The organism is Enterobacter cloacae complex sp. IR5402, from assembly GCF_049238125.1.
Classification (GTDB): domain Bacteria; phylum Pseudomonadota; class Gammaproteobacteria; order Enterobacterales; family Enterobacteriaceae; genus Enterobacter; species Enterobacter hormaechei_C.
The window spans coordinates 118,680-136,107 of record NZ_JBMKHO010000011.1; the positions used below are offsets into that span (position 1 = coordinate 118,680).

The window sequence follows — 17,428 nt, forward strand, 5'->3', positions numbered from 1 at the left end:
TACTTAACAACTTACTTCGCCTTCAGTGCCAGCGGATTCAGCTTAACGTCCTTATAGTAGTTCACCCACGAAGAGTATCTCTCCGGAGAAGACCACACGCGGTAGTGAAGCCGTGCCATCGTCACCGGATCGCTCAACAGCACCAGACGACGGTCGCGGTTAAGCTTTTCTGGCGTCTCGTTCAGCGCCTGCTCAACGTGGCGATCGCGGGCGATCTCCAGCACCTGGCTGGCGCGGTGACGCGCCGTCGCCATCGCGGTTGCCAGCGCGTTGAATGACGGGTTAAACACGGCGTGCATAAAGCCATCATCCAGCGTGCGTTTGCGGTTCTGCTCCAGATAGGTATCGGTATCCACCAGCACCTGCGGCGGAGAATACTCTTCCGGGATCAGGAACAGCTTCCAGCGTTTGGTACGCAGGCCCACCGTGGAACGGCTGGAGATCACCGACACAAACGGCGACAGGATCAGCGAGAAGACGATTGGCGCCAGCCAGAACAGGAAACGCAGATCCAGCCAGGCCATACCAACGGCCCACACCAGGCCCAGCAGCAGCTGAGAGCCGTGGCGCATAAAGGCCTCACTCCACGGCGTAGAGTCATCGTCACGCTGCGGTGAATTCCACACCACTTCCCATCCCAGGAACGCGCTCACCACAAACACCGTATGGAACAGCATACGCACCGGCGCCAGCAGGACCGAGAACAGCACTTCCAGCAGCAGTGAAAGGGTCACGCGGCAGAAACCACCGTACTCCTTCGAACCTTTGCACCAGATCAGAATGATACTGAGCAGCTTAGGCAGGAACAGCAGCACCATGGTCGACGCGAACAGCGCAATCGCCAGCTCCGGACGCCACTGCGGCCACACCGGGAACAGCTGGCGCGGTTGCAGGAAGTATTGCGGCTCCGTCAGAGCATGCACAACCTGCAACGCGGTCGAGAGTGCCAGGAACATAAACCACAGCGGCGCAGACAGATAGGACATAACGCCCGTCAGGAACACCGCACGGTGAACAGGGTGCATCCCTTTCACCAGGAACAGGCGGAAGTTCATCAGGTTACCGTGACACCAGCGGCGGTCGCGTTTGAGCTCATCCAGCAGGTTCGGCGGCAGCTCTTCATACGAGCCAGGCAGATCGTAGGCAATCCAGACGCCCCACCCTGCACGACGCATCAGAGCAGCTTCCACAAAGTCATGCGACAGAATGGACCCGGCAAACGACCCTTCACCCGGCAGCGGCGCCAGGGCACAGTGCTCGATGAATGGCTTCACGCGGATAATGGCGTTGTGGCCCCAGTAGTGAGATTCACCCAGCTGCCAGAAGTGCAGACCGGCAGTAAACAGCGGCCCGTAGACGCGGGTCGCAAACTGCTGGCAGCGCGCATACAGCGTGTCCATACCTGACGCTTTTGGCGAGGACTGAATAATACCCGCGTTCGGGTTGGCTTCCATCAGACGGACCAGCCCGCTCAGGCAGTCGCCGCTCATCACGGAGTCCGCATCCAGAACCACCATGTAGCTGTACTGGTTACCCCAGCGACGACAGAAGTCATCAATGTTCCCGCTCTTACGCTTAACACGACGACGACGACGGCGGTAGAAGATCTGCCCTTCCCCCTGCACCTCGGCAATCAGCTCCATCCAGGCTTTTTGCTCTGCCACGCAAATATCCGGGTTGTAGCTGTCGCTCAGGATATAGACGTCGAAATGCGCCGCGTTACCGGTCGCCTTCACGGACTCCCAGGTGGCACGCAGCCCGGCGAATACGCGGTCAACGTCTTCGTTACAGATAGGCATGATCAGCGCGGTACGGTGCTCAGGATTGAGGGGTTCATCCCCGACCGTCGACGCGGAAATGCTGTATTTGTCACGCCCCATCAGCAGTTGCAGGAAGCCCATCAGCGCCGTCCAGAACCCGGCGGAGACCCAACAGAACAGCACCGCGAACAGCAGAAGAATGCCGCTCTGTAAAATATACGGCAGCAGCTGCATGAAGGAGACCCAGATATCCTGGCCAATCATGTCAGCAGGGTTAATCAACGCCCAGCCCTGGTACGGCAGAATGGTTTTCATGTACCAGGTGGCGACAACCGTCTGCGCCAGCGTCAGCAGCAGCAGAATGTAACGACGAATCGTTCCTACGGTACGCCATTTCTGCTCGGAGGCCTGCTGTTCTTTGGTCAGACGTGACAGATAGCGCGGTGTCACGTCACGCCCACGCAGACGATCCCAGAAGCGGCCCACCGGGTTGGTGCGCCACGGATCGGGGAACATGGAGGAACGCGTGGCCTTCGGCATCGCCTGTAGCTGGTCACGCCCTTCGTCATCCTTGATTAACTGCCCTTCTGCCAGCGAGTCCGGCCATGCCTGCTCCAGACGTGCCTTCACTGACCCCAGCGGCGTATCATCATCACGGGAAAAATGACGATGTTCACCATCCAGCGCGGTGTGAACCGCGCGGATGTCGCTCGCAGGGAGCGCCGCTTTTTCAATGTCCGTCAGCGGCATGGCATCAATATATTCAGATGTATTATTCATTGGCAGGTAGCTGATAGCTCCAGGTTTCACTCAGCGGCTTATCGTTACTGACCAGCGCGGCGCGCATTTCAGTGGTCTGTTTCGGATCCTTCACCTTCACGCGCAGGGTCAAACGCCACCCTTTGGTGACCGGGTTGTACCGCACGGCGTTTTCAACGATTTCACCGTTATCGCCAATGCTGGCCTGTGCCGTCACGGCAGTATCCGGCGCCAGTTTTTTCATATCCTGCCCGGCGAAGTCCACGATAAATGCCAGCGTGCCATCCGGCTGACGAATCAGGTTGGACTGCTTCACATCACCCGTTGAACGACGCGTCTGCATCACATACGCGTTATCCGGTGCGTGCAACTTGTCTTCGTCACGGCTGAAGGTAATCGCATACTTGAAGTTCATCTCTTTACCGGCTTCAGGCAGCTGATCCGGTGTCCAGTACGCCACGATGTTATCGTTGGTTTCATCGTTGGTTGGAATTTCAACCAGCTCAACCTTACCTTTACCCCAGTCGCCTTTCGGCGTAACCCAGGCGCTTGGGCGCAGATCGTAGCGGTCATCCAGATCTTCAAAGCGGGAGAACTGACGGCCACGTTGCAGCAGACCAAAGCCCTGCGGGTTTTCCATCGCAAAGCTGCTGACCGCGAGGTGTTTCGGGTTGTTCAGCGGACGCCAGATCCACTCGCCGTTACCGGCATGGATGGAGAGGCCATTGGAATCATGCAGTTCAGGACGGAAATTGGTCGCCGGAGATGGCTGGTTCGGCCCAAACAGGAACATACTGGTCAGCGGTGCGACGCCCAGTTTGCCCACTTTATCGCGCAGGTAAACTTTAGACTGCACGTCAACCACCGTGTCACGCCCTGGCATGATCACGAAGCGATAAGCGCCGGTCGCACGAGGGGAGTCCAGCAGCGCATAAATTGTCAGACGTTTGTCGGTTGGTTTTGGACGTTCGATCCAGAACTCGCGAAAACGTGGAAATTCTTCACCTGATGGCAGCGCGGTATCAATTGCCAGACCGCGCGCAGAAAGCCCGTACACCTGCCCCGCGCCAATCACGCGGAAGTAGCTGGCGCCAAGCATGCTGACGATTTCATCGTTTTTATCTTTGCTGTTAATCGGATAAAGCACCTTGAAGCCTGCGAAGCCGAGGTCTTTCACCGTGTCTTTATCGTGTTGCACATCGCCAAAATTGAAGTAATCCGGGCTGTACTTGATTTTGCGTACCGCGGTCGCCGTCACTTCATTGATGGCAACTGGCGTGTCGAAGTACATACCCTGGTGGTAAAATTCAAGCTTGAACGGGGTTTTAATATTGTTCCAGTACGCTTTATCGTGATTGAACTGGATCTGCTGATAGTCCGCGTATTTCATGTCGCGGAAAACGGAGGGCAGGTTACTTTTTGGCGCTTCGTAGCTCTTGCCCGCCATCGATTTTGCCTGTTTTGCGACATCATCGATGTTAAAGGCCAGTGCAGATGAGGTATACAGTGACAACAGCACTGCTACACCCAACCAACGCATTTTCATCATTTGTGGTTTATGTTTCATAATAAGTAAGCACTTCCCCCTTTGTGTGCTTATATCGATCCGATCCATTTTAATGGAAACTCAGGCAATCCGACAACATTATCACTGCTTTGTTCAGCTCGCTGGCTCATGGATTAAGCAAATGAAAGAACCCGCTTTTCACTTTGCGTGCTTATCCTGGAGACAGGGTGTCGGTCTTGGTGTAGGGTTGGCTCCGAATGTAACCATTATGAGCCTTAGGGATAAGGCGAAAAGTCTGAGAATGCGCAAAGTTATATGAGCACAACCCCTGTACAACGTGAATATTTCCTCGACTCGATCCGCGCATGGCTCATGCTATTGGGGATCCCTTTTCATATTTCACTGATCTATTCCAGCCACACCTGGCACGTGAACAGCCAGATGCCCTCCTGGTGGCTGACGCTGTTTAATGATTTTATCCATGCCTTCCGCATGCAGGTGTTTTTTGTTATTTCCGGTTATTTCTCTTACATGCTCTTCTTGCGCTATCCCCTCAAGCGATGGTGGAAAGTGCGCGTGGAGCGCGTGGGCATACCGATGTTGACGGCCATTCCGCTGCTGACGCTGCCGCAGTTCATCATGTTGCAGCATGTTAAAGGCAAGGCGGAAAACTGGCCGAATCTCTCCTTCTATGAGAAATACAACACCCTGGTCTGGGAGCTTATTTCCCACCTCTGGTTCCTGCTGGTACTGGTGGTGCTAACCACGGTGAGTTTGCTGATCTTCAGCCAGCTGCGTCAGCGCGCGAGCACCACATCCTCGACCTTCTTCGCCAACATCACCCTGGGCAAGCTGTCGCTGCTGTTTCTTGCGCTGGGGGTCGCGTATGCCGCCATCAGGCGTACCCTGCTCATTGTCTACCCTCCCATTCTGAGCGATGGGCTGTTTAATTTCGTGGTGATGCAGACCCTGTTCTACATTCCCTTCTTCCTGATTGGGGCGCTGGCATTTATTCATCCCCGGCTTAAAGCGCTGTTTACCACCCCCTCCCCCTGGTGTGCGGTGGGTGCTGCGCTGGCCTTTGCCGCCTATCTTCTCAATCAGCGCTATGGCAGCGGGGACGCGTGGATGTATGAAACAGAGAGCGTTATAACGATGCTGATGGGCCTGTGGATGGTGAACGTGGTGTTCGCCCTTGGCCATCGTCTGCTGAATTTTAAATCCAGTCGCGTCACCTATTTCGTTAATGCTTCGCTGTTTATCTACCTGGTTCACCATCCGCTGACGCTGTTTTTCGGGGCGTACATTACGCCGCATATCGCCTCGAATGCGCTGGGCTTCTTCACCGGCCTGGTCTTTGTGGTTGGCATTGCCATCGTGTTGTATGAAATCCACCTGCGGATCCCGCTTTTGCGTTTCCTGTTCTCAGGCAAACCTCAGGTTAAAGCGGGATAACAAAACGGCGCCTCCAGGGCGCCGTTTTTGCACTTCAGACATCAAAATGCCTGGCTGCGCGCGGTCAAAATCCGCTGATACAGGTCGGCGGTGTGCTCATCGAAACAGACAAAAATGACTTTTTCCGGCATGGGTTTGAGGGAAAGGTAGTGATAAACGGTATTCACGGCGATCGTAGCTGCCGCTTCCTTTGGATAGCCGAACACCCCGGTGCTAATGGCGGGGAACGCCATGGTCTTATACCCGTTATCCGCCGCAAGCCGCAGGCAGTTACGATACGCCTGCTCCAGAATCTCAGCCTCATGGCGGTCGCCACCGTGCCAGACGGGTCCAACGGTATGGATCACCGCTTTGGCCGGGAGATCGCCCGCAAGCGTAATAACAGCATGCCCCGGCGGGCACTCTCCCTGCTGCTGACGCACGGTTTTGCATGCTTCAAGGAGTTGAGGGCCTGCGGCCCGGTGAATGGCACCGTCCACCCCGCCACCACCCATCAGGGAGGAATTGGCTGCGTTGACGGTCACGTCAACGCGCACCGTCGTGATATCGCCATGAATAACGTCGATTTGCGGTCTCATAAACACCCTCTGCAACCCGCCTTTTTCACCAGTGTATCGCAGAGGGAGAAGGAGAAAAACTGCCGCGAAAAAAACGTCGGTTAGCGGTAATCCACCTGAACGACCGCAAGCGTTTTCTGTTCATTCAGGTATTTCATGCTGACAGCGGCCAGAGCTGAATGAGGATGATGGCCCCGGAGCGCCTCGTCATAACTGATGGTATGCGTTTTCATACGGTTATTTTCCGGACAGGAGATCGCAAACTGCTGATGCCGGGGCGTGACTTCGCACGGGTCAGCGACCACCGCGCCACGAAAATGAATCACCCCACCATTTTCTATAGTTGCTGAATAAGCCGGAGAAAAAAAAGAGGACAGGATCAGTCCCAGACCAGAAATAATACACGCTGCGGATTTGAACATTATTTGTACTCCTCAATGAAATTCGTCCTTGAGGGGTAAAAACGCTCCGTTATGAAGTATCAATTTAAGCAACCCGATGACTGGGTTCTTGATATCAGCATAGCTTACCTGTGCAGCGCCGCCACTTTATTAAATCATTGATTTCATGAATTATTAAAGCGCACTTACCGGTGCGTTCCACTGCTGTGATAAATGAAGCGATTTTCCATCGGAAACGGTGACGATTATTTTTACCGCATCCCCTGAGCGAATATTTAAACTGATTCGCGTTAAATCAATCGGCTGATTAGCGGGTATAAAAAGAGTATTTTTCTGCCGCGATGTACTTTGTCCCCCCTGCCCCTGTCGGACAGATAACACCTCAACCTGACATTCGCAAGCGTCTGCCAGCGTGACCTGAGGAATAATGGTTGTCATATTTGCCTGCTGTGAGGTGCTGAACGTTATCTGGCTGGCAAGCGCGGCAAGGAGAATGAAGGTGCTCATGAGATCCTCCCGAAAAAAAACAGGGCGCATGCCCTGTTTTTTGGTACAGAAATGAATCAGTACTGGTGTGCGGTCGCGTTGTTGCCAAAGCCAACCTGGTGCACAGTCACCGTTGAGCCGGACGCTGTCTGGTCTACCGCCGCGCCGTTGCCGCCGCCGAACTGTTTCACGTTGATAACAGAGTCTTTGCTATTCCACTGGTCGATGGTGGCGCTGTTACCAAAGCCTTTTTGCAGCAGATCGATAGAACTGTCATCAGAGCCCTGGCCAACATCTGCGCCGTTACCACCACCATGCTGGGTAATGGTCAATTCAGAATCTCGGGCGTCCGTCTGCAAAGCAAGCGCGGAGTTACCGCCGCCGTACTGGTAAATGCTCAGGGTTGAGTCAGGGCCGTTATTGCCGCCACCCCAGCCACCACCGTGGCCGCCGCCAAATTGTGGTACCGCACCTGCGAAAGCACTGCCAGAAACTACGATTGCTGCAATAACTGCCACTTTGAAAAGTTTCATGGTAAACCCCCATCGGATTGATTAAGGCGTCACACATCGCTAACGTTGAATAACGCGAATAGCCATTTGCGACTGTCTCTGTACTACAACTGCTGTTTTCTGCGTACCATACTGCGTTATATTCGCCCTGTTACCCGAGCCTTTCTGGATAATCATGGCGGTGTTGCCAAAAGCGCCCTGCTTAATACTCGCATCGTTGCCGTTGCCGGTCTGATCGATATAAGCAAGGTTATACGTCCCTGACTGATCAACATTCGCGCGGTTATTCCCGCCCTCCTGAGAAATAACGGACAGCAATTTAGAACCGCCCTGGCGTACATCAGAATTATTTCCTGAACCCTGTTGACCAATAATGGCTGCCTGATTGTATGAAGCTTTACTTAATTCATTTATCGCAAAATTATATTCAGAACTGGCTAAATCTGAATCACCTGCGATTACAAACCCAGGCGCACCCAGTAATGTAAACATCATAAACAACGTTTTGTTTTTCATGCTGTCACCCTGGACCTGGCTATAAAAAAGTATCTCTTGCTCCGTTAACGCGATTCGTTTTGTTAACGCCGCGTTACGGAAAAGAGTATGTCTGCCGAAACATGTTTAATATCTCACCCGTGCGCCTTATTTTTATATTCTCCTTCACCTCAAAGTCGTAAATCTCGCCTGAAACGACGGGATACACGCCTAAAGCAGAAACCAAAAATGTCTTCCTGCGCTTGTACAACAGCGAGACAGACTGTCCAACCTGCACCGGCTTCTTCAGACAAAAAAGACAATGCCCTTTGCCACGCGCGTGACACGAAGCAAGTTTTCTTAAGAAAAAATTCTGGCTTAGGGAAGTCTTATGTTTTTAGCAGAGATCATACTTTTTACCGGCTGGCTTAGAATAATACAAAGCCAAATAATTCAACCCATTATAATATACTTTATGGTTTTTAAAATCTGTGCACGTTTATACACATGTACAACTTTCCCCTTATCTTAAAATCTATTAGCCCTGCAATATACACAAATTAATATCGAATTTTACATTCTGTTACACGATTAACACTTGCTTTAAAGTTTGCAATAGCTAGATTGAAAACAGCAGTACGTTATTTGTTTTTAATTTTACCGCCTCCTTTGGAGGAAGGTTTTTTAACTACACACAGCAGTGCCACACCTGTCAGTACCTCTGGTGCCCTTTTCAATAATACGAGGGCAACTGCCGGGTGTCATAAATAACGTGGGGTTTCATCATGTTTAATGAAGTCCATAGCTTACCCGGTCATACATTATTGTTGATCACAAAACCTTCCTTACAAGCGACAGCGTTATTGCAGCATTTAAAGCAATGCCTGTCTCTTAACGGGAAACTGCATAATATTCAACGTTCTTTTGATGATATCGCTTCTGGCAGCATCATTCTTCTCGATATGATGGAAGCGGATAAAAAACTCATTCATTACTGGCAAGATAATTTAAGCAGGAAAAACAATAATATCCGCGTATTGTTATTAAATACGCCTGATGAGTATCCTTTCCGCGAAATTGAGAGCTGGCCGCATATTAACGGCGTGTTTTACGTCACTGAAGAAGAAAACCGTGTCGTGGAGGGTTTGCAGGGCATATTGCGGGGGGAGTGTTATTTCTCGCAGAAACTGGCCAGCTACCTCATTACCCACTCCGGAAATTATCGCTATAACAGTTCGGAATCGGCCCTTCTGACGCACCGTGAGAAAGAGATCCTGAACAAACTGCGTATTGGTGCTTCAAATATTGAAATCGCCCGTTCGTTATTTATCAGCGAAAATACGGTTAAGACGCATCTTTATAATCTTTTCAAAAAGATAGCTGTTAAAAATCGCACGCAGGCGGTGTCGTGGGCAAACGATAACCTCAGGCGTTAATAGCATGAAACGCACCTTAAGTTGGATTGCCGCCGCAGGCATTATGCTTGCTGCCGGAAACCTTCAGGCTGTTGAGGTAGAAGTTCCCGGACTGTTAACCGACCACACCGTCACCTCTGTCGGACACGATTTTTATCGTGCCTTCAGCGATAAGTGGGAAAGCGATTATCCGGGTAACTTAACCATCAACGAACGGCCCAGTGCGCGGTGGGGAAGCTGGATCACAATAACCGCTAATCAGGACGTTATTTACCAGACTTTTTTATTCCCAACGAAAAGAGACTTCGATCAGAACGTCGCTTTCGCGCTGGCACAAACAGAAGAAGCTATTAACCGCCTACAGTTAGACAAAGCCCTTTTGAGCACAGGCGATTTAGCAAAAGATGAGTTCTAACAACGATACCAATTTCGGAGGCTGTAATGCGTCTCGCACACACAGTGATTTCGTTAATGCTCATTGCGCCGTTGAGCTGGGCCGGAAATATGACATTCCAGTTCCGCAACCCTAATTTTGGCGGCAACCCGAATAACGGAGCCTTTATGCTTAACCAGGCTCAGGCTCAAAACTCCTATAAAGACCCCAGCTATGACGATGATTTCGGTATCGAGACCCCGTCAGCCCTGGATAATTTTACTCAGGCCATCCAGTCGCAAATATTAGGTGGCTTATTAACTAACATTAATACCGGAAAACCCGGCCGGATGGTCACTAACGACTTTATCGTCGATATTGCCAATAAAGACGGGCAGCTTCAGTTAAATGTGACAGACCGAAAAACCGGTAAAACGTCGACAATCCAGGTTTCCGGTTTGCAGACCAGTTCAACTGATTTCTAAACAACCCCGAAATAAGGACAATTATTATGCAGCGCTTTTTTATTTTAGTTGCAGTGTGCTTATTAAGCGGTTGTTTAACTGCCCCGCCAAAAGAAGCCGCTAAACCCACCCTGATGCCTCGTGCCCAGAGCTATCGGGATCTGACGCATCTGCCGGTCCCAACCGGAAAGATATTCGTCTCGGTGTATAACATTCAGGATGAGACGGGTCAGTTCAAACCGTATCCGGCCAGTAACTTCTCGACAGCCGTACCGCAGAGCGCCACCGCGATGCTGGTTACCGCCCTGAAAGATTCTCGCTGGTTTATCCCGCTGGAACGTCAGGGGCTGCAAAACCTGCTTAACGAACGAAAAATCATTCGTGCCGCGCAGGAGAATGGTACCGTTGGCGTCAATAACCGCATGCCGCTACAGTCTCTCACCGCAGCCAATATCATGGTGGAAGGCTCGATTATCGGCTACGAAAGTAACGTGAAATCGGGTGGCGCGGGTGCGCGTTACTTTGGCATCGGGGCCGACACGCAGTATCAGCTGGACCAGATTGCCGTCAACCTGCGCGTGGTTAACGTGAGCACGGGTGAGATATTATCCTCGGTGACCACCAGCAAAACGATTCTCTCTTATGAAGTGCAGGCCGGGGTATTCCGCTTTATCGATTACCAGCGTCTGCTGGAGGGTGAAATTGGCTATACCTCTAACGAGCCGGTCATGCTGTGTCTGATGTCGGCCATCGAAACCGGCGTGATTTTCCTGATTAATGACGGTATCGATCGCGGCTTGTGGGATCTTCAGAATAAAAGTGACGTGAGTAATGCGGTGCTGGTGAAATATCGTGAGATGTCGGTGCCGCCAGAGTCATAATCAGCGGCGCAAAAAAAAGGCGAGAATTCCGTCTCGCCTTTTTTTATTTACTTACCGCAGGAACGCTCTGGCTCTTCTCGCGTCGGGCCGCAAGCCAAAGGCCGCTGTTCTTCATGGCGTAGCCAAACAGTAACCCCAGCATGAGCGAAGGGACCACCAGCTTCCAGTCCCCCTGCCCTGCAAAGGTCGCGCAGGCACCCATGAATGTGCCGGGCACAAAGGACAACAGCAGATGTTTTGCTTGAACGCACATCAGGAAGGCCACAATGCCGGTCATGGCGTACCCCAGGATTTCAAGATGCGGCGCCAGCGCGCTGCCTTTCATAATGACCAGCGCCCAGACCACGCCACTCAGTAACGTGCAGCCTGAAATAAAGAGCCCCTTGAGACCACCCTGCGGGCAGGCGAAATAGGCCGTGCAGCCAAGAAAACCAGCCCAGCTCAACAAGCCGAGAGAAACAGCCACCCAACTCCAGAGGCCGGAGAGGATGCCAGTCGTGATTGCAATACAAAGTAATATGTTCATGGTGCGCATCTTAGCAGATGCGCACCATAGAAATGAGATCAGAAGCACATTACGTGCAAGTTGAAATGTATCGTTGCAGGATTTTTGTGATTCAAGTCACTCTTCGTTCTCTTCTTCCAGCTCGTCCCACATAGCAGCGATAGCGTCACGCGTCAGCGGAGCCAGCGTTCTCCAGAATGGCGAAGTGGCGTGGGCTTCCACTTTACCCAGGAAGGTGCCAACCCACGGCAGCAGATACGTTTCGAACAGGGTCTCAATCGCCTCGTTCTCATCATCACCTGCATTATCTTCAATCCAGGAGGCCGCCAGCAGCAGGGTACCGATATGATCGGCAGGCATATCCGTCAGCGGCATGCCGCGTTCTGAAAGAAACGCCCGAACTTCCGCTTCGGTCGCACCTTCCTGCCAGGCAGAACGATACGGCGACACGCGACACTCTTCCCCCACAAACAGCGCGTTGTAATCCGTTGAAATCTGCTGCATATCGCAGCTTTTTTGCAAGCGTTCCAGCAATTCATCCTGTTCCAGCGGCCAGCTCTGCGCCAGTTTACCTTCACGAATCAGGGTAAACAGCGGAACCAGCAGCGGATCCTGCGGCTGGCGGTAATATAAGGTGCCCAGCACGCGGCAAAGGATGGAAAACTCATTCATGTTTTTATTCCGTTATTAATTAAAGATCGGCAAATTCATCAATCGGCGCCATGCCGCGCGACTCAAGGAAGTCGAGCATACGACGCGGCGTGACGTTCAGGATCTGTTCTTCCGGGAAATTCACGTCCCGCAATATTTTCAGGCACTCGCTGAAATCCCCCAGCGTGAAGGCCGTGTGTGAATCAGAGCCCAGCGCCACCATGCCGCCCGCGTCACGCACGGCCGCCGCCACTTCGCGGCAGTTGGCTTCACTGCCCTTACGCGAGTGAACAAAGGAGGAGTTGTTAATCTCCAGCGCCACGCGGTGCTTCGCTGCCGCCTGCGCCACGGCCTGAATATCAATCGGGTATTTCGGATTTCCCGGGTGGCTGATAATGTGCACGTTGCCGCTGGCAATAGTGGCAATCATCGCTGCGGTGTTGGTCTCTTTATCCTGGGGCGCAAAGACCGGCTCATGGAAGCCAGCGAGGATCAGATCTAAAGAGGTCAGCATCGGGCCGGTGCAGTCAATTTCACCGTCGGTATTTTTGATGTTCGCTTCGATGCCGCGCAGTATCCCAATACCGTCCACCAGGCGTGGCCAGATACGCATATTCACAAAATGCCAGTAGTGCGGCGCATCCGCCATATCCGGACCGTGATCGGTTATCGCAAACAGTTTGATGCCTTTCAGCTTCGCCTGAGCGATATAATCATGGAGGTTACTGTAAGCGTGGGTACTGGCGACGGTGTGCATATGCAGGTCAACGGGATACATCTTTCTCTCCTCTGCGGTTTTTCCAAAGGATAGCAGTTATCAGCGGCGAATATTAGCAAAAACCCGGCGAACGCCGGGTTTCTCTCAGTAGCCTCGCTGTCTGTCGACCTGTCCGGACACCGCGTTGCCCTTCTCTATTTCGCTGATGGTATGCGAGATGTACGCCACGGCCTCCGCCGGTCGCGTCACGGCCGCAATATGGGGCGTCATCGCCACGCGCGGATGTGCCCAGAGCGGGCTGTCTTTTGGCAGCGGTTCGCGGCTATACACATCCAGCATTGCGCCTTTCAGTTTACCGCTATCCAGCGCTTTCAGCAGATCGTCTTCCACAACGTGTACCCCGCGCGCCAGGTTCATTAAGTAGCTGTCTTCTGCCAACTGGTTGAGGAGCGTGCCATTGATAATGCCGACCGTTTCCGCCGTATTCGGCAGCAGGTTAATGAGGACGCGAGTCCCTTTCAGGAACGCCGGGAGTTCGTCCGTTCCGGCAAAGCTCTCGACGCCCGGATACTCCTTACGGCTCCGGCTCCAGCAGCGCAGTGGGAAGCCCCACGGTGCGAGCGCTTCGGCGACTTTCGAACCCAGTACACCCGCGCCGAGGATGCCGATGGTGAAATCTTCACGCTGATAATCCGGAAGCGGTTCCCAGTGGGATTGCTGTTTAAACGCCTGATAATCGTCGAAACGGCGGAACCAGTGCAGCACCTGGCTCACGGCATATTCCTGCATCTGCTGCCCCATACCGGTATCTTCCAGACGAAACAGGGGAATATCTTCCGGCAGCATTTCAGGGTGTGCCTTCAGCTTACTGAGAATGGAATCCACCCCCGCACCAAGAGCAAATACCGCCTTCAAACGGCGTCCCTGAAGCATTTCGACCGGGGGATGCCAGACCAGCGCGTAGTCGGCATGTTCATTATCGCCCTGTTTCCATTCGCGAACGCGTGCGCCAGGCAGTGCCGCCGTAAGCGCGTTAATCCAGTAAGCCGTATCAAAAGTGGGGTGAAAGAAGATAATATCCATAGTCATTGCCTTTTATTGCACTGTTTTATTTTCATTTTCAACTGGCTTGCCAGCATAACAAATTTATCGCTAAACCGCGTTGCTGATAAAAGAGGCGCATTTCGCACATTTCGGAATCAGGTTGCCTGAAGTTTGTCTAAACACGCTAAATTACTGAAAAAGTGGGTTGACGGCAGTACGGCTTTTCCTTACATTAGCGCCCGTCCCGACAACAACGGGATGACAATATGGTGAGGTGTCCGAGTGGCTGAAGGAGCACGCCTGGAAAGTGTGTATACGGCAACGTATCGGGGGTTCGAATCCCCCCCTCACCGCCATATTCATGATGAGAGCTCGTACGAAAGTACGGGCTTTTTTCTTTTATATTCTCGTAAGGGGGGATGAGAACCCCCGACCGGGGTTCGGCAACTGGCGACAGCCAGTTGGACAGACTGAGAGCGTAGCGAACAGGCTGCCCGAAGGGCGAGCGAAGCGAGTCAATCCCCCCCTCACCGCCATCTTTGAAAAAGAGCTCGCATGAAAATGCGGGCTTTTTTTTCACATGTTGCACGCCTGTGGGGGATTCGAACTTTGCAGCCCCTGCGGTAATTGTGTCGGGTGGCGCTACGCTTACCCGACCTACAAAAAGCTAGTCTTCAACCATCTTTGCATACTCTTCGGTGAGAAAATCCACCAGCGTCCTGACCGATGGCAGCAGGCCGCGCCGGGAAGGATACACCGCATGGATCACTTCCCGTCTGGGTTCCCAGGCATTCAGCACCCGAACAAGTTCACCTGAAGCCAGCTGATCCTTCACCATCAAAATGGGCAGCTGTACCACGCCCACGCCCGCCATCGCCGCCTCCCGCAGCGCCAACATGTCGGTAGTCACCAGGCGCGGCGTGAAGTGAATTTCTGCCTTTGCGCCCTCCGGCCCGTTCAATTCCCACTTATGCAGGTGCTTGCCCGCCCCCATACTTAACCCCGGCCACTCGCTGAGTTCAGAGGGCATCGCCGGGTTGCCCATCCGTTCAATCAGTGCCGGCCCGGCAACCAGACAGTGTCCCCTGTCCGCCAGCACCCTTAATACCAGATCGCTGTCATCAAACGGGCGCGGACGAACGCGGATCGCCACATCCACCCCCTCCGCCACCAGATCGACCCGGCGGTTGGTGGCTTCGAGCTGAAGGTTGATCCCCGGATAGCGCGCCATAAACCGCGCCAGCATGGGCCCCACGTGAACGTGCAGCAAGGTGACAGGACAGGTGATCCGGACCATACCACGCGGCTCAGCCTGTAAAGCAGCCACCGCCTCCTCCGCAGCTTCAGCCTCCACCAGCATAGCTTTACAGTGCTGATAGAATGTCTGCCCCACCTCCGTCACCGCAAACTGCCGCGTGGTACGTTGTATCAACCGAACACCCAGGCGTTCCTCCAGCTGCGCAATCCGACGGCTCAGTTTCGACTTAGGCTGATCGAGCGCCCGACCCGCCGCTGCAAAGCCGCCATGCTCCACCACCTTCACAAACCATACGAAATCATTGAGGTCCTGCATACGCCTCCATTGTTCCATTTAAGGAACAGTGAATGTCATTTTTGCTATCTACCGGGATATTAACCCTGAATATAAGCTAATTCCATCAACAGGACATCAGGAGTTAATCATGAAAAACGTAACAGGCGTGTATACCGCACCTCGTCCGCACTGGGTCGGTGACGGTTTTCCGGTTCGTTCGATGTTTTCTTACCAGACGCATGGCGAGCCCCTGAGCCCGTTCCTGCTGCTGGACTACGCCGGACCGCATACCTTCCCGGCGGATGGCGCGAAACGCGGCGTGGGCGAGCATCCTCATCGCGGTTTTGAAACGGTGACCATCGTCTACTCAGGCGAAGTGGAGCACCGTGATTCAACCGGCAGAGGCGGCGTTATTGGTCCAGGTGACGTGCAGTGGATGACGGCGGGCGCAGGCATTTTGCACGAGGAGTTCCACTCCAGCGCGTTTTCGCAGAAAGGCGGTGAACTGAAAATGATGCAGCTGTGGGTCAACCTGCCCGCCAAAGACAAAATGGCGACGCCTGGCTACCAGAGCATCACTCAGGCGGATATCCCGGTGGTCACCCTGCCGGATAACAGCGGAACATTGCGCGTGATTGCTGGCCGCTTTGGAGAGGTAACCGGCCCGGCGCATACCTTCTCACCGCTGAACGTGTGGGATCTCGCGCTGCATCAGGGTAGCCACCTGACGCTTAATCAGCCCGAAGGCTGGAGCACGGCGCTGGTTGTCGTTGAAGGCAGCGTGACGGTGAACGGCACCACGCCTGCCGGTGAGGCGCAACTGGTCGTGCTGAGCCAGAGCGGTGACAAACTGCATCTCGAAGCCAGCAGCGATGCCAAAGTGCTGCTGATGGCCGGGGAGCCGCTGAATGAACCCATCGTGGGCTATGGCCCGTTTGTGATGAACAGTAAAACCGAAATCGCCGAGGCTATTCGCGATTTTAACTCCGGCCGCTTTGGCCAAATCTAAACGTAATAAAGGAGCGCATTATGTCTACCCCTGCAAACTTCAACGGTGCACGTCCCGTTATTGACGTAAACGATGCCGTTATGCTGCTTATCGATCACCAGAGCGGGCTGTTCCAGACCGTTGGAGACATGCCAATGCCTGAGCTGCGCGCCCGTGCAGCAGCGCTGGCAAAAATCGCCTCGCTGGCGAAGATCCCGGTGATCACCACGGCGTCGGTTCCACAGGGACCAAACGGCCCGCTTATCCCGGAGATCCACGCCAACGCGCCGCACGCACAGTATGTCGCACGCAAGGGTGAGATCAACGCCTGGGATAACCCGGAGTTCGTGGCGGCGGTGAAAGCCACCGGGCGCAAAACGCTGATTATCGCGGGGACGATCACCAGCGTCTGCATGGCCTTCCCGTCCATCAGCGCGGTGGCGGACGGATATAAAGTGTTTGCGGTGATTGATGCCTCCGGCACCTACAGCAAAATGGCGCAGGAGATCACCCTGGCGCGCGTGGTGCAGGCAGGCGTGGTGCCGATGGACACGGCTGCTGTTGCTTCCGAAATTCAGCGCACGTGGAACCGTGAAGATGCGGGTGAATGGGCAGAGGTGTACACACACATCTTCCCTGCCTACCAGCTGCTGATCGAAAGTTACAGCAAAGCGCAGGACGTGGTGAAAAATAGCGAAGTGCTCGATTCGCAGCGTTAATCCTGCGCGCTGCGACATAAGCTGATTAAGGCTTAACCGAACAAGTACGAATGCTGAAAATCTGCTTGACCGTTTTAGCGCAACTCCCTATAGTAGCGCCCCGTTGCCCCCCAAGCGGTCAGGCAGCAAAACAATATGGTGAGGTGTCCGAGTGGCTGAAGGAGCACGCCTGGAAAGTGTGTATACGGCAACGTATCGGGGGTTCGAATCCCCCCCTCACCGCCA

At 53.5% G+C, this 17,428-nt stretch carries 19 protein-coding genes, 2 tRNA genes and 1 other RNA gene; 10 read left to right on the forward strand and 12 right to left on the reverse strand.

The features are described 5' to 3' along the window. Window positions 1-11 precede the first annotated feature (11 nt). Window positions 12-2,540: a glucans biosynthesis glucosyltransferase MdoH gene (mdoH, locus tag ACOTXL_RS17725; protein WP_003858032.1), complete on the reverse strand. Its 2,529-nt coding sequence runs from the start codon at window positions 2,538-2,540 to the stop codon at window positions 12-14. Beyond that, window positions 2,533-4,086, reverse strand: coding sequence for a glucans biosynthesis protein MdoG (gene mdoG, locus ACOTXL_RS17730; protein ID WP_032608994.1), 1,554 nt, complete (start codon window positions 4,084-4,086; stop codon window positions 2,533-2,535). Before mdoG ends, mdoH begins: the two co-directional genes overlap by 8 nt. A gap of 255 nt (window positions 4,087-4,341) precedes the next feature. Between mdoG and mdoC the strand changes: the two genes are divergently transcribed. Beyond that, window positions 4,342-5,481, forward strand: coding sequence for a glucans biosynthesis protein MdoC (gene mdoC / locus ACOTXL_RS17735; protein ID WP_023315799.1), 1,140 nt, complete (start codon window positions 4,342-4,344; stop codon window positions 5,479-5,481). A 41-nt stretch (window positions 5,482-5,522) separates the two neighbouring features. On the opposite strand, the gene ymdB is transcribed toward mdoC, so the two are convergent. From ymdB to csgB, 5 genes are all read right to left on the reverse strand, one after another. Further along, entirely contained in the window at window positions 5,523-6,059 is a 537-nt protein-coding gene (gene ymdB / locus ACOTXL_RS17740; RefSeq protein WP_045350131.1) for an O-acetyl-ADP-ribose deacetylase, read from the reverse strand. An 80-nt stretch (window positions 6,060-6,139) separates the two neighbouring features. Continuing rightward, window positions 6,140-6,460 carry a type 1 fimbrial protein gene (locus ACOTXL_RS17745; protein ID WP_003858038.1) on the reverse strand — a complete coding sequence of 107 codons (321 nt, stop codon included), beginning with the start codon at window positions 6,458-6,460 and terminating at the stop codon, window positions 6,140-6,142. Window positions 6,461-6,613: 153 nt separating this feature from the next. Further along, window positions 6,614-6,946 carry a curli assembly chaperone CsgC gene (csgC, locus tag ACOTXL_RS17750; protein ID WP_003858040.1) on the reverse strand — a complete coding sequence of 111 codons (333 nt, stop codon included), beginning with the start codon at window positions 6,944-6,946 and terminating at the stop codon, window positions 6,614-6,616. 56 nt (window positions 6,947-7,002) lie between these two features. Then, window positions 7,003-7,458, reverse strand: a complete 456-nt coding sequence (csgA, locus tag ACOTXL_RS17755; protein ID WP_003858043.1) for a curli major subunit CsgA — start codon at window positions 7,456-7,458, stop codon at window positions 7,003-7,005. A gap of 39 nt (window positions 7,459-7,497) precedes the next feature. Continuing rightward, on the reverse strand, window positions 7,498-7,953 hold the full coding sequence (gene csgB / locus ACOTXL_RS17760; protein WP_023315797.1) for a curli minor subunit CsgB: 456 nt from the start codon (window positions 7,951-7,953) through the stop codon (window positions 7,498-7,500). Between the two features lie 743 nt (window positions 7,954-8,696). On the opposite strand from csgB, the gene csgD reads away from it, so the two are divergent. From csgD to csgG, 4 genes are read left to right on the forward strand one after another with little or no spacing between them, the layout of a single operon-like run. Beyond that, a complete protein-coding gene (gene csgD / locus ACOTXL_RS17765; protein WP_003858049.1) occupies window positions 8,697-9,347 on the forward strand; it encodes a biofilm master transcriptional regulator CsgD in 651 nt (216 codons plus the stop codon). 4 nt (window positions 9,348-9,351) lie between these two features. After that, complete coding sequence (gene csgE / locus ACOTXL_RS17770) at window positions 9,352-9,741, forward strand: curli production assembly/transport protein CsgE (protein ID WP_003858052.1); 390 nt, start codon at window positions 9,352-9,354, stop codon at window positions 9,739-9,741. A gap of 26 nt (window positions 9,742-9,767) precedes the next feature. Further along, window positions 9,768-10,184, forward strand: coding sequence for a curli production assembly/transport protein CsgF (gene csgF, locus ACOTXL_RS17775; RefSeq protein ID WP_003858054.1), 417 nt, complete (start codon window positions 9,768-9,770; stop codon window positions 10,182-10,184). 26 nt (window positions 10,185-10,210) lie between these two features. After that, a complete protein-coding gene (csgG, locus tag ACOTXL_RS17780) occupies window positions 10,211-11,044 on the forward strand; it encodes a curli production assembly/transport protein CsgG (RefSeq protein ID WP_003858055.1) in 834 nt (277 codons plus the stop codon). A 43-nt stretch (window positions 11,045-11,087) separates the two neighbouring features. On the opposite strand, the gene ACOTXL_RS17785 is transcribed toward csgG, so the two are convergent. The 4 genes from ACOTXL_RS17785 to ghrA form a co-directional block, all read right to left on the reverse strand. After that, window positions 11,088-11,570 (reverse strand): DUF1097 domain-containing protein, encoded by a 483-nt coding sequence (locus ACOTXL_RS17785; protein ID WP_057979956.1) that lies wholly within the window; start codon window positions 11,568-11,570, stop codon window positions 11,088-11,090. 96 nt (window positions 11,571-11,666) lie between these two features. Further along, entirely contained in the window at window positions 11,667-12,221 is a 555-nt protein-coding gene (locus tag ACOTXL_RS17790; RefSeq protein ID WP_003858059.1) for a TorD/DmsD family molecular chaperone, read from the reverse strand. A gap of 19 nt (window positions 12,222-12,240) precedes the next feature. Beyond that, window positions 12,241-12,978, reverse strand: a complete 738-nt coding sequence (locus ACOTXL_RS17795; RefSeq protein ID WP_003858061.1) for a phosphatase — start codon at window positions 12,976-12,978, stop codon at window positions 12,241-12,243. 84 nt (window positions 12,979-13,062) lie between these two features. Continuing rightward, complete coding sequence (gene ghrA / locus ACOTXL_RS17800; RefSeq protein WP_045330534.1) at window positions 13,063-14,001, reverse strand: glyoxylate/hydroxypyruvate reductase GhrA; 939 nt, start codon at window positions 13,999-14,001, stop codon at window positions 13,063-13,065. 229 nt (window positions 14,002-14,230) lie between these two features. Here ghrA and ACOTXL_RS17805 point away from each other — a divergent pair. Together ACOTXL_RS17805 and ACOTXL_RS17810 are read left to right on the forward strand one after the other, a co-directional pair. Further along, a tRNA-Ser gene (locus tag ACOTXL_RS17805) sits at window positions 14,231-14,318 on the forward strand. 42 nt (window positions 14,319-14,360) lie between these two features. Next, a non-coding RNA gene (locus ACOTXL_RS17810) (RtT sRNA) lies at window positions 14,361-14,498 on the forward strand. Between the two features lie 131 nt (window positions 14,499-14,629). Here ACOTXL_RS17810 and ACOTXL_RS17815 read toward each other — a convergent pair. Beyond that, the gene (locus ACOTXL_RS17815; protein ID WP_023324439.1) at window positions 14,630-15,535 is read right to left on the reverse strand and encodes a LysR family transcriptional regulator; all 906 of its coding nucleotides are present in this window, start codon (window positions 15,533-15,535) and stop codon (window positions 14,630-14,632) included. A gap of 109 nt (window positions 15,536-15,644) precedes the next feature. Here ACOTXL_RS17815 and ACOTXL_RS17820 point away from each other — a divergent pair, with 109 nt between their 5' ends. The 3 genes from ACOTXL_RS17820 to ACOTXL_RS17830 all read left to right on the forward strand — a co-directional run bounded on the left by ACOTXL_RS17820 (window position 15,645) and on the right by ACOTXL_RS17830 (window position 17,428). Next, window positions 15,645-16,505 (forward strand): pirin family protein, encoded by an 861-nt coding sequence (locus tag ACOTXL_RS17820; protein ID WP_003858066.1) that lies wholly within the window; start codon window positions 15,645-15,647, stop codon window positions 16,503-16,505. A gap of 20 nt (window positions 16,506-16,525) precedes the next feature. Beyond that, window positions 16,526-17,203, forward strand: a complete 678-nt coding sequence (locus ACOTXL_RS17825) for an isochorismatase family protein (RefSeq protein WP_003858068.1) — start codon at window positions 16,526-16,528, stop codon at window positions 17,201-17,203. 137 nt (window positions 17,204-17,340) lie between these two features. After that, window positions 17,341-17,428: transfer RNA gene (locus ACOTXL_RS17830), tRNA-Ser, on the forward strand.

Bases quoted from the DNA above. Each gene is read 5' to 3' on its own strand.
- csgB (WP_023315797.1), bottom strand. From the start codon at position 7,953: ATGAAAAACAAAACGTTGTTTATGATGTTTACATTACTGGGTGCGCCT.
- ACOTXL_RS17785 (WP_057979956.1), bottom strand. From the start codon at position 11,570: ATGAACATATTACTTTGTATTGCAATCACGACTGGCATCCTCTCCGGC.
- ACOTXL_RS17745 (WP_003858038.1), bottom strand. From the start codon at position 6,460: ATGTTCAAATCCGCAGCGTGTATTATTTCTGGTCTGGGACTGATCCTG.
- mdoH (WP_003858032.1), bottom strand. From the start codon at position 2,540: ATGAATAATACATCTGAATATATTGATGCCATGCCGCTGACGGACATT.
- ACOTXL_RS17820 (WP_003858066.1), top strand. From the start codon at position 15,645: ATGAAAAACGTAACAGGCGTGTATACCGCACCTCGTCCGCACTGGGTC.
- ACOTXL_RS17815 (WP_023324439.1), bottom strand. From the start codon at position 15,535: ATGCAGGACCTCAATGATTTCGTATGGTTTGTGAAGGTGGTGGAGCAT.
- ACOTXL_RS17795 (WP_003858061.1), bottom strand. From the start codon at position 12,978: ATGTATCCCGTTGACCTGCATATGCACACCGTCGCCAGTACCCACGCT.
- mdoC (WP_023315799.1), top strand. From the start codon at position 4,342: ATGAGCACAACCCCTGTACAACGTGAATATTTCCTCGACTCGATCCGC.
- csgA (WP_003858043.1), bottom strand. From the start codon at position 7,458: ATGAAACTTTTCAAAGTGGCAGTTATTGCAGCAATCGTAGTTTCTGGC.
- ghrA (WP_045330534.1), bottom strand. From the start codon at position 14,001: ATGGATATTATCTTCTTTCACCCCACTTTTGATACGGCTTACTGGATT.
- csgD (WP_003858049.1), top strand. From the start codon at position 8,697: ATGTTTAATGAAGTCCATAGCTTACCCGGTCATACATTATTGTTGATC.
- csgF (WP_003858054.1), top strand. From the start codon at position 9,768: ATGCGTCTCGCACACACAGTGATTTCGTTAATGCTCATTGCGCCGTTG.
- ymdB (WP_045350131.1), bottom strand. From the start codon at position 6,059: ATGAGACCGCAAATCGACGTTATTCATGGCGATATCACGACGGTGCGC.
- ACOTXL_RS17825 (WP_003858068.1), top strand. From the start codon at position 16,526: ATGTCTACCCCTGCAAACTTCAACGGTGCACGTCCCGTTATTGACGTA.
- csgC (WP_003858040.1), bottom strand. From the start codon at position 6,946: ATGAGCACCTTCATTCTCCTTGCCGCGCTTGCCAGCCAGATAACGTTC.
- csgG (WP_003858055.1), top strand. From the start codon at position 10,211: ATGCAGCGCTTTTTTATTTTAGTTGCAGTGTGCTTATTAAGCGGTTGT.
- mdoG (WP_032608994.1), bottom strand. From the start codon at position 4,086: ATGAAACATAAACCACAAATGATGAAAATGCGTTGGTTGGGTGTAGCA.
- csgE (WP_003858052.1), top strand. From the start codon at position 9,352: ATGAAACGCACCTTAAGTTGGATTGCCGCCGCAGGCATTATGCTTGCT.
- ACOTXL_RS17790 (WP_003858059.1), bottom strand. From the start codon at position 12,221: ATGAATGAGTTTTCCATCCTTTGCCGCGTGCTGGGCACCTTATATTAC.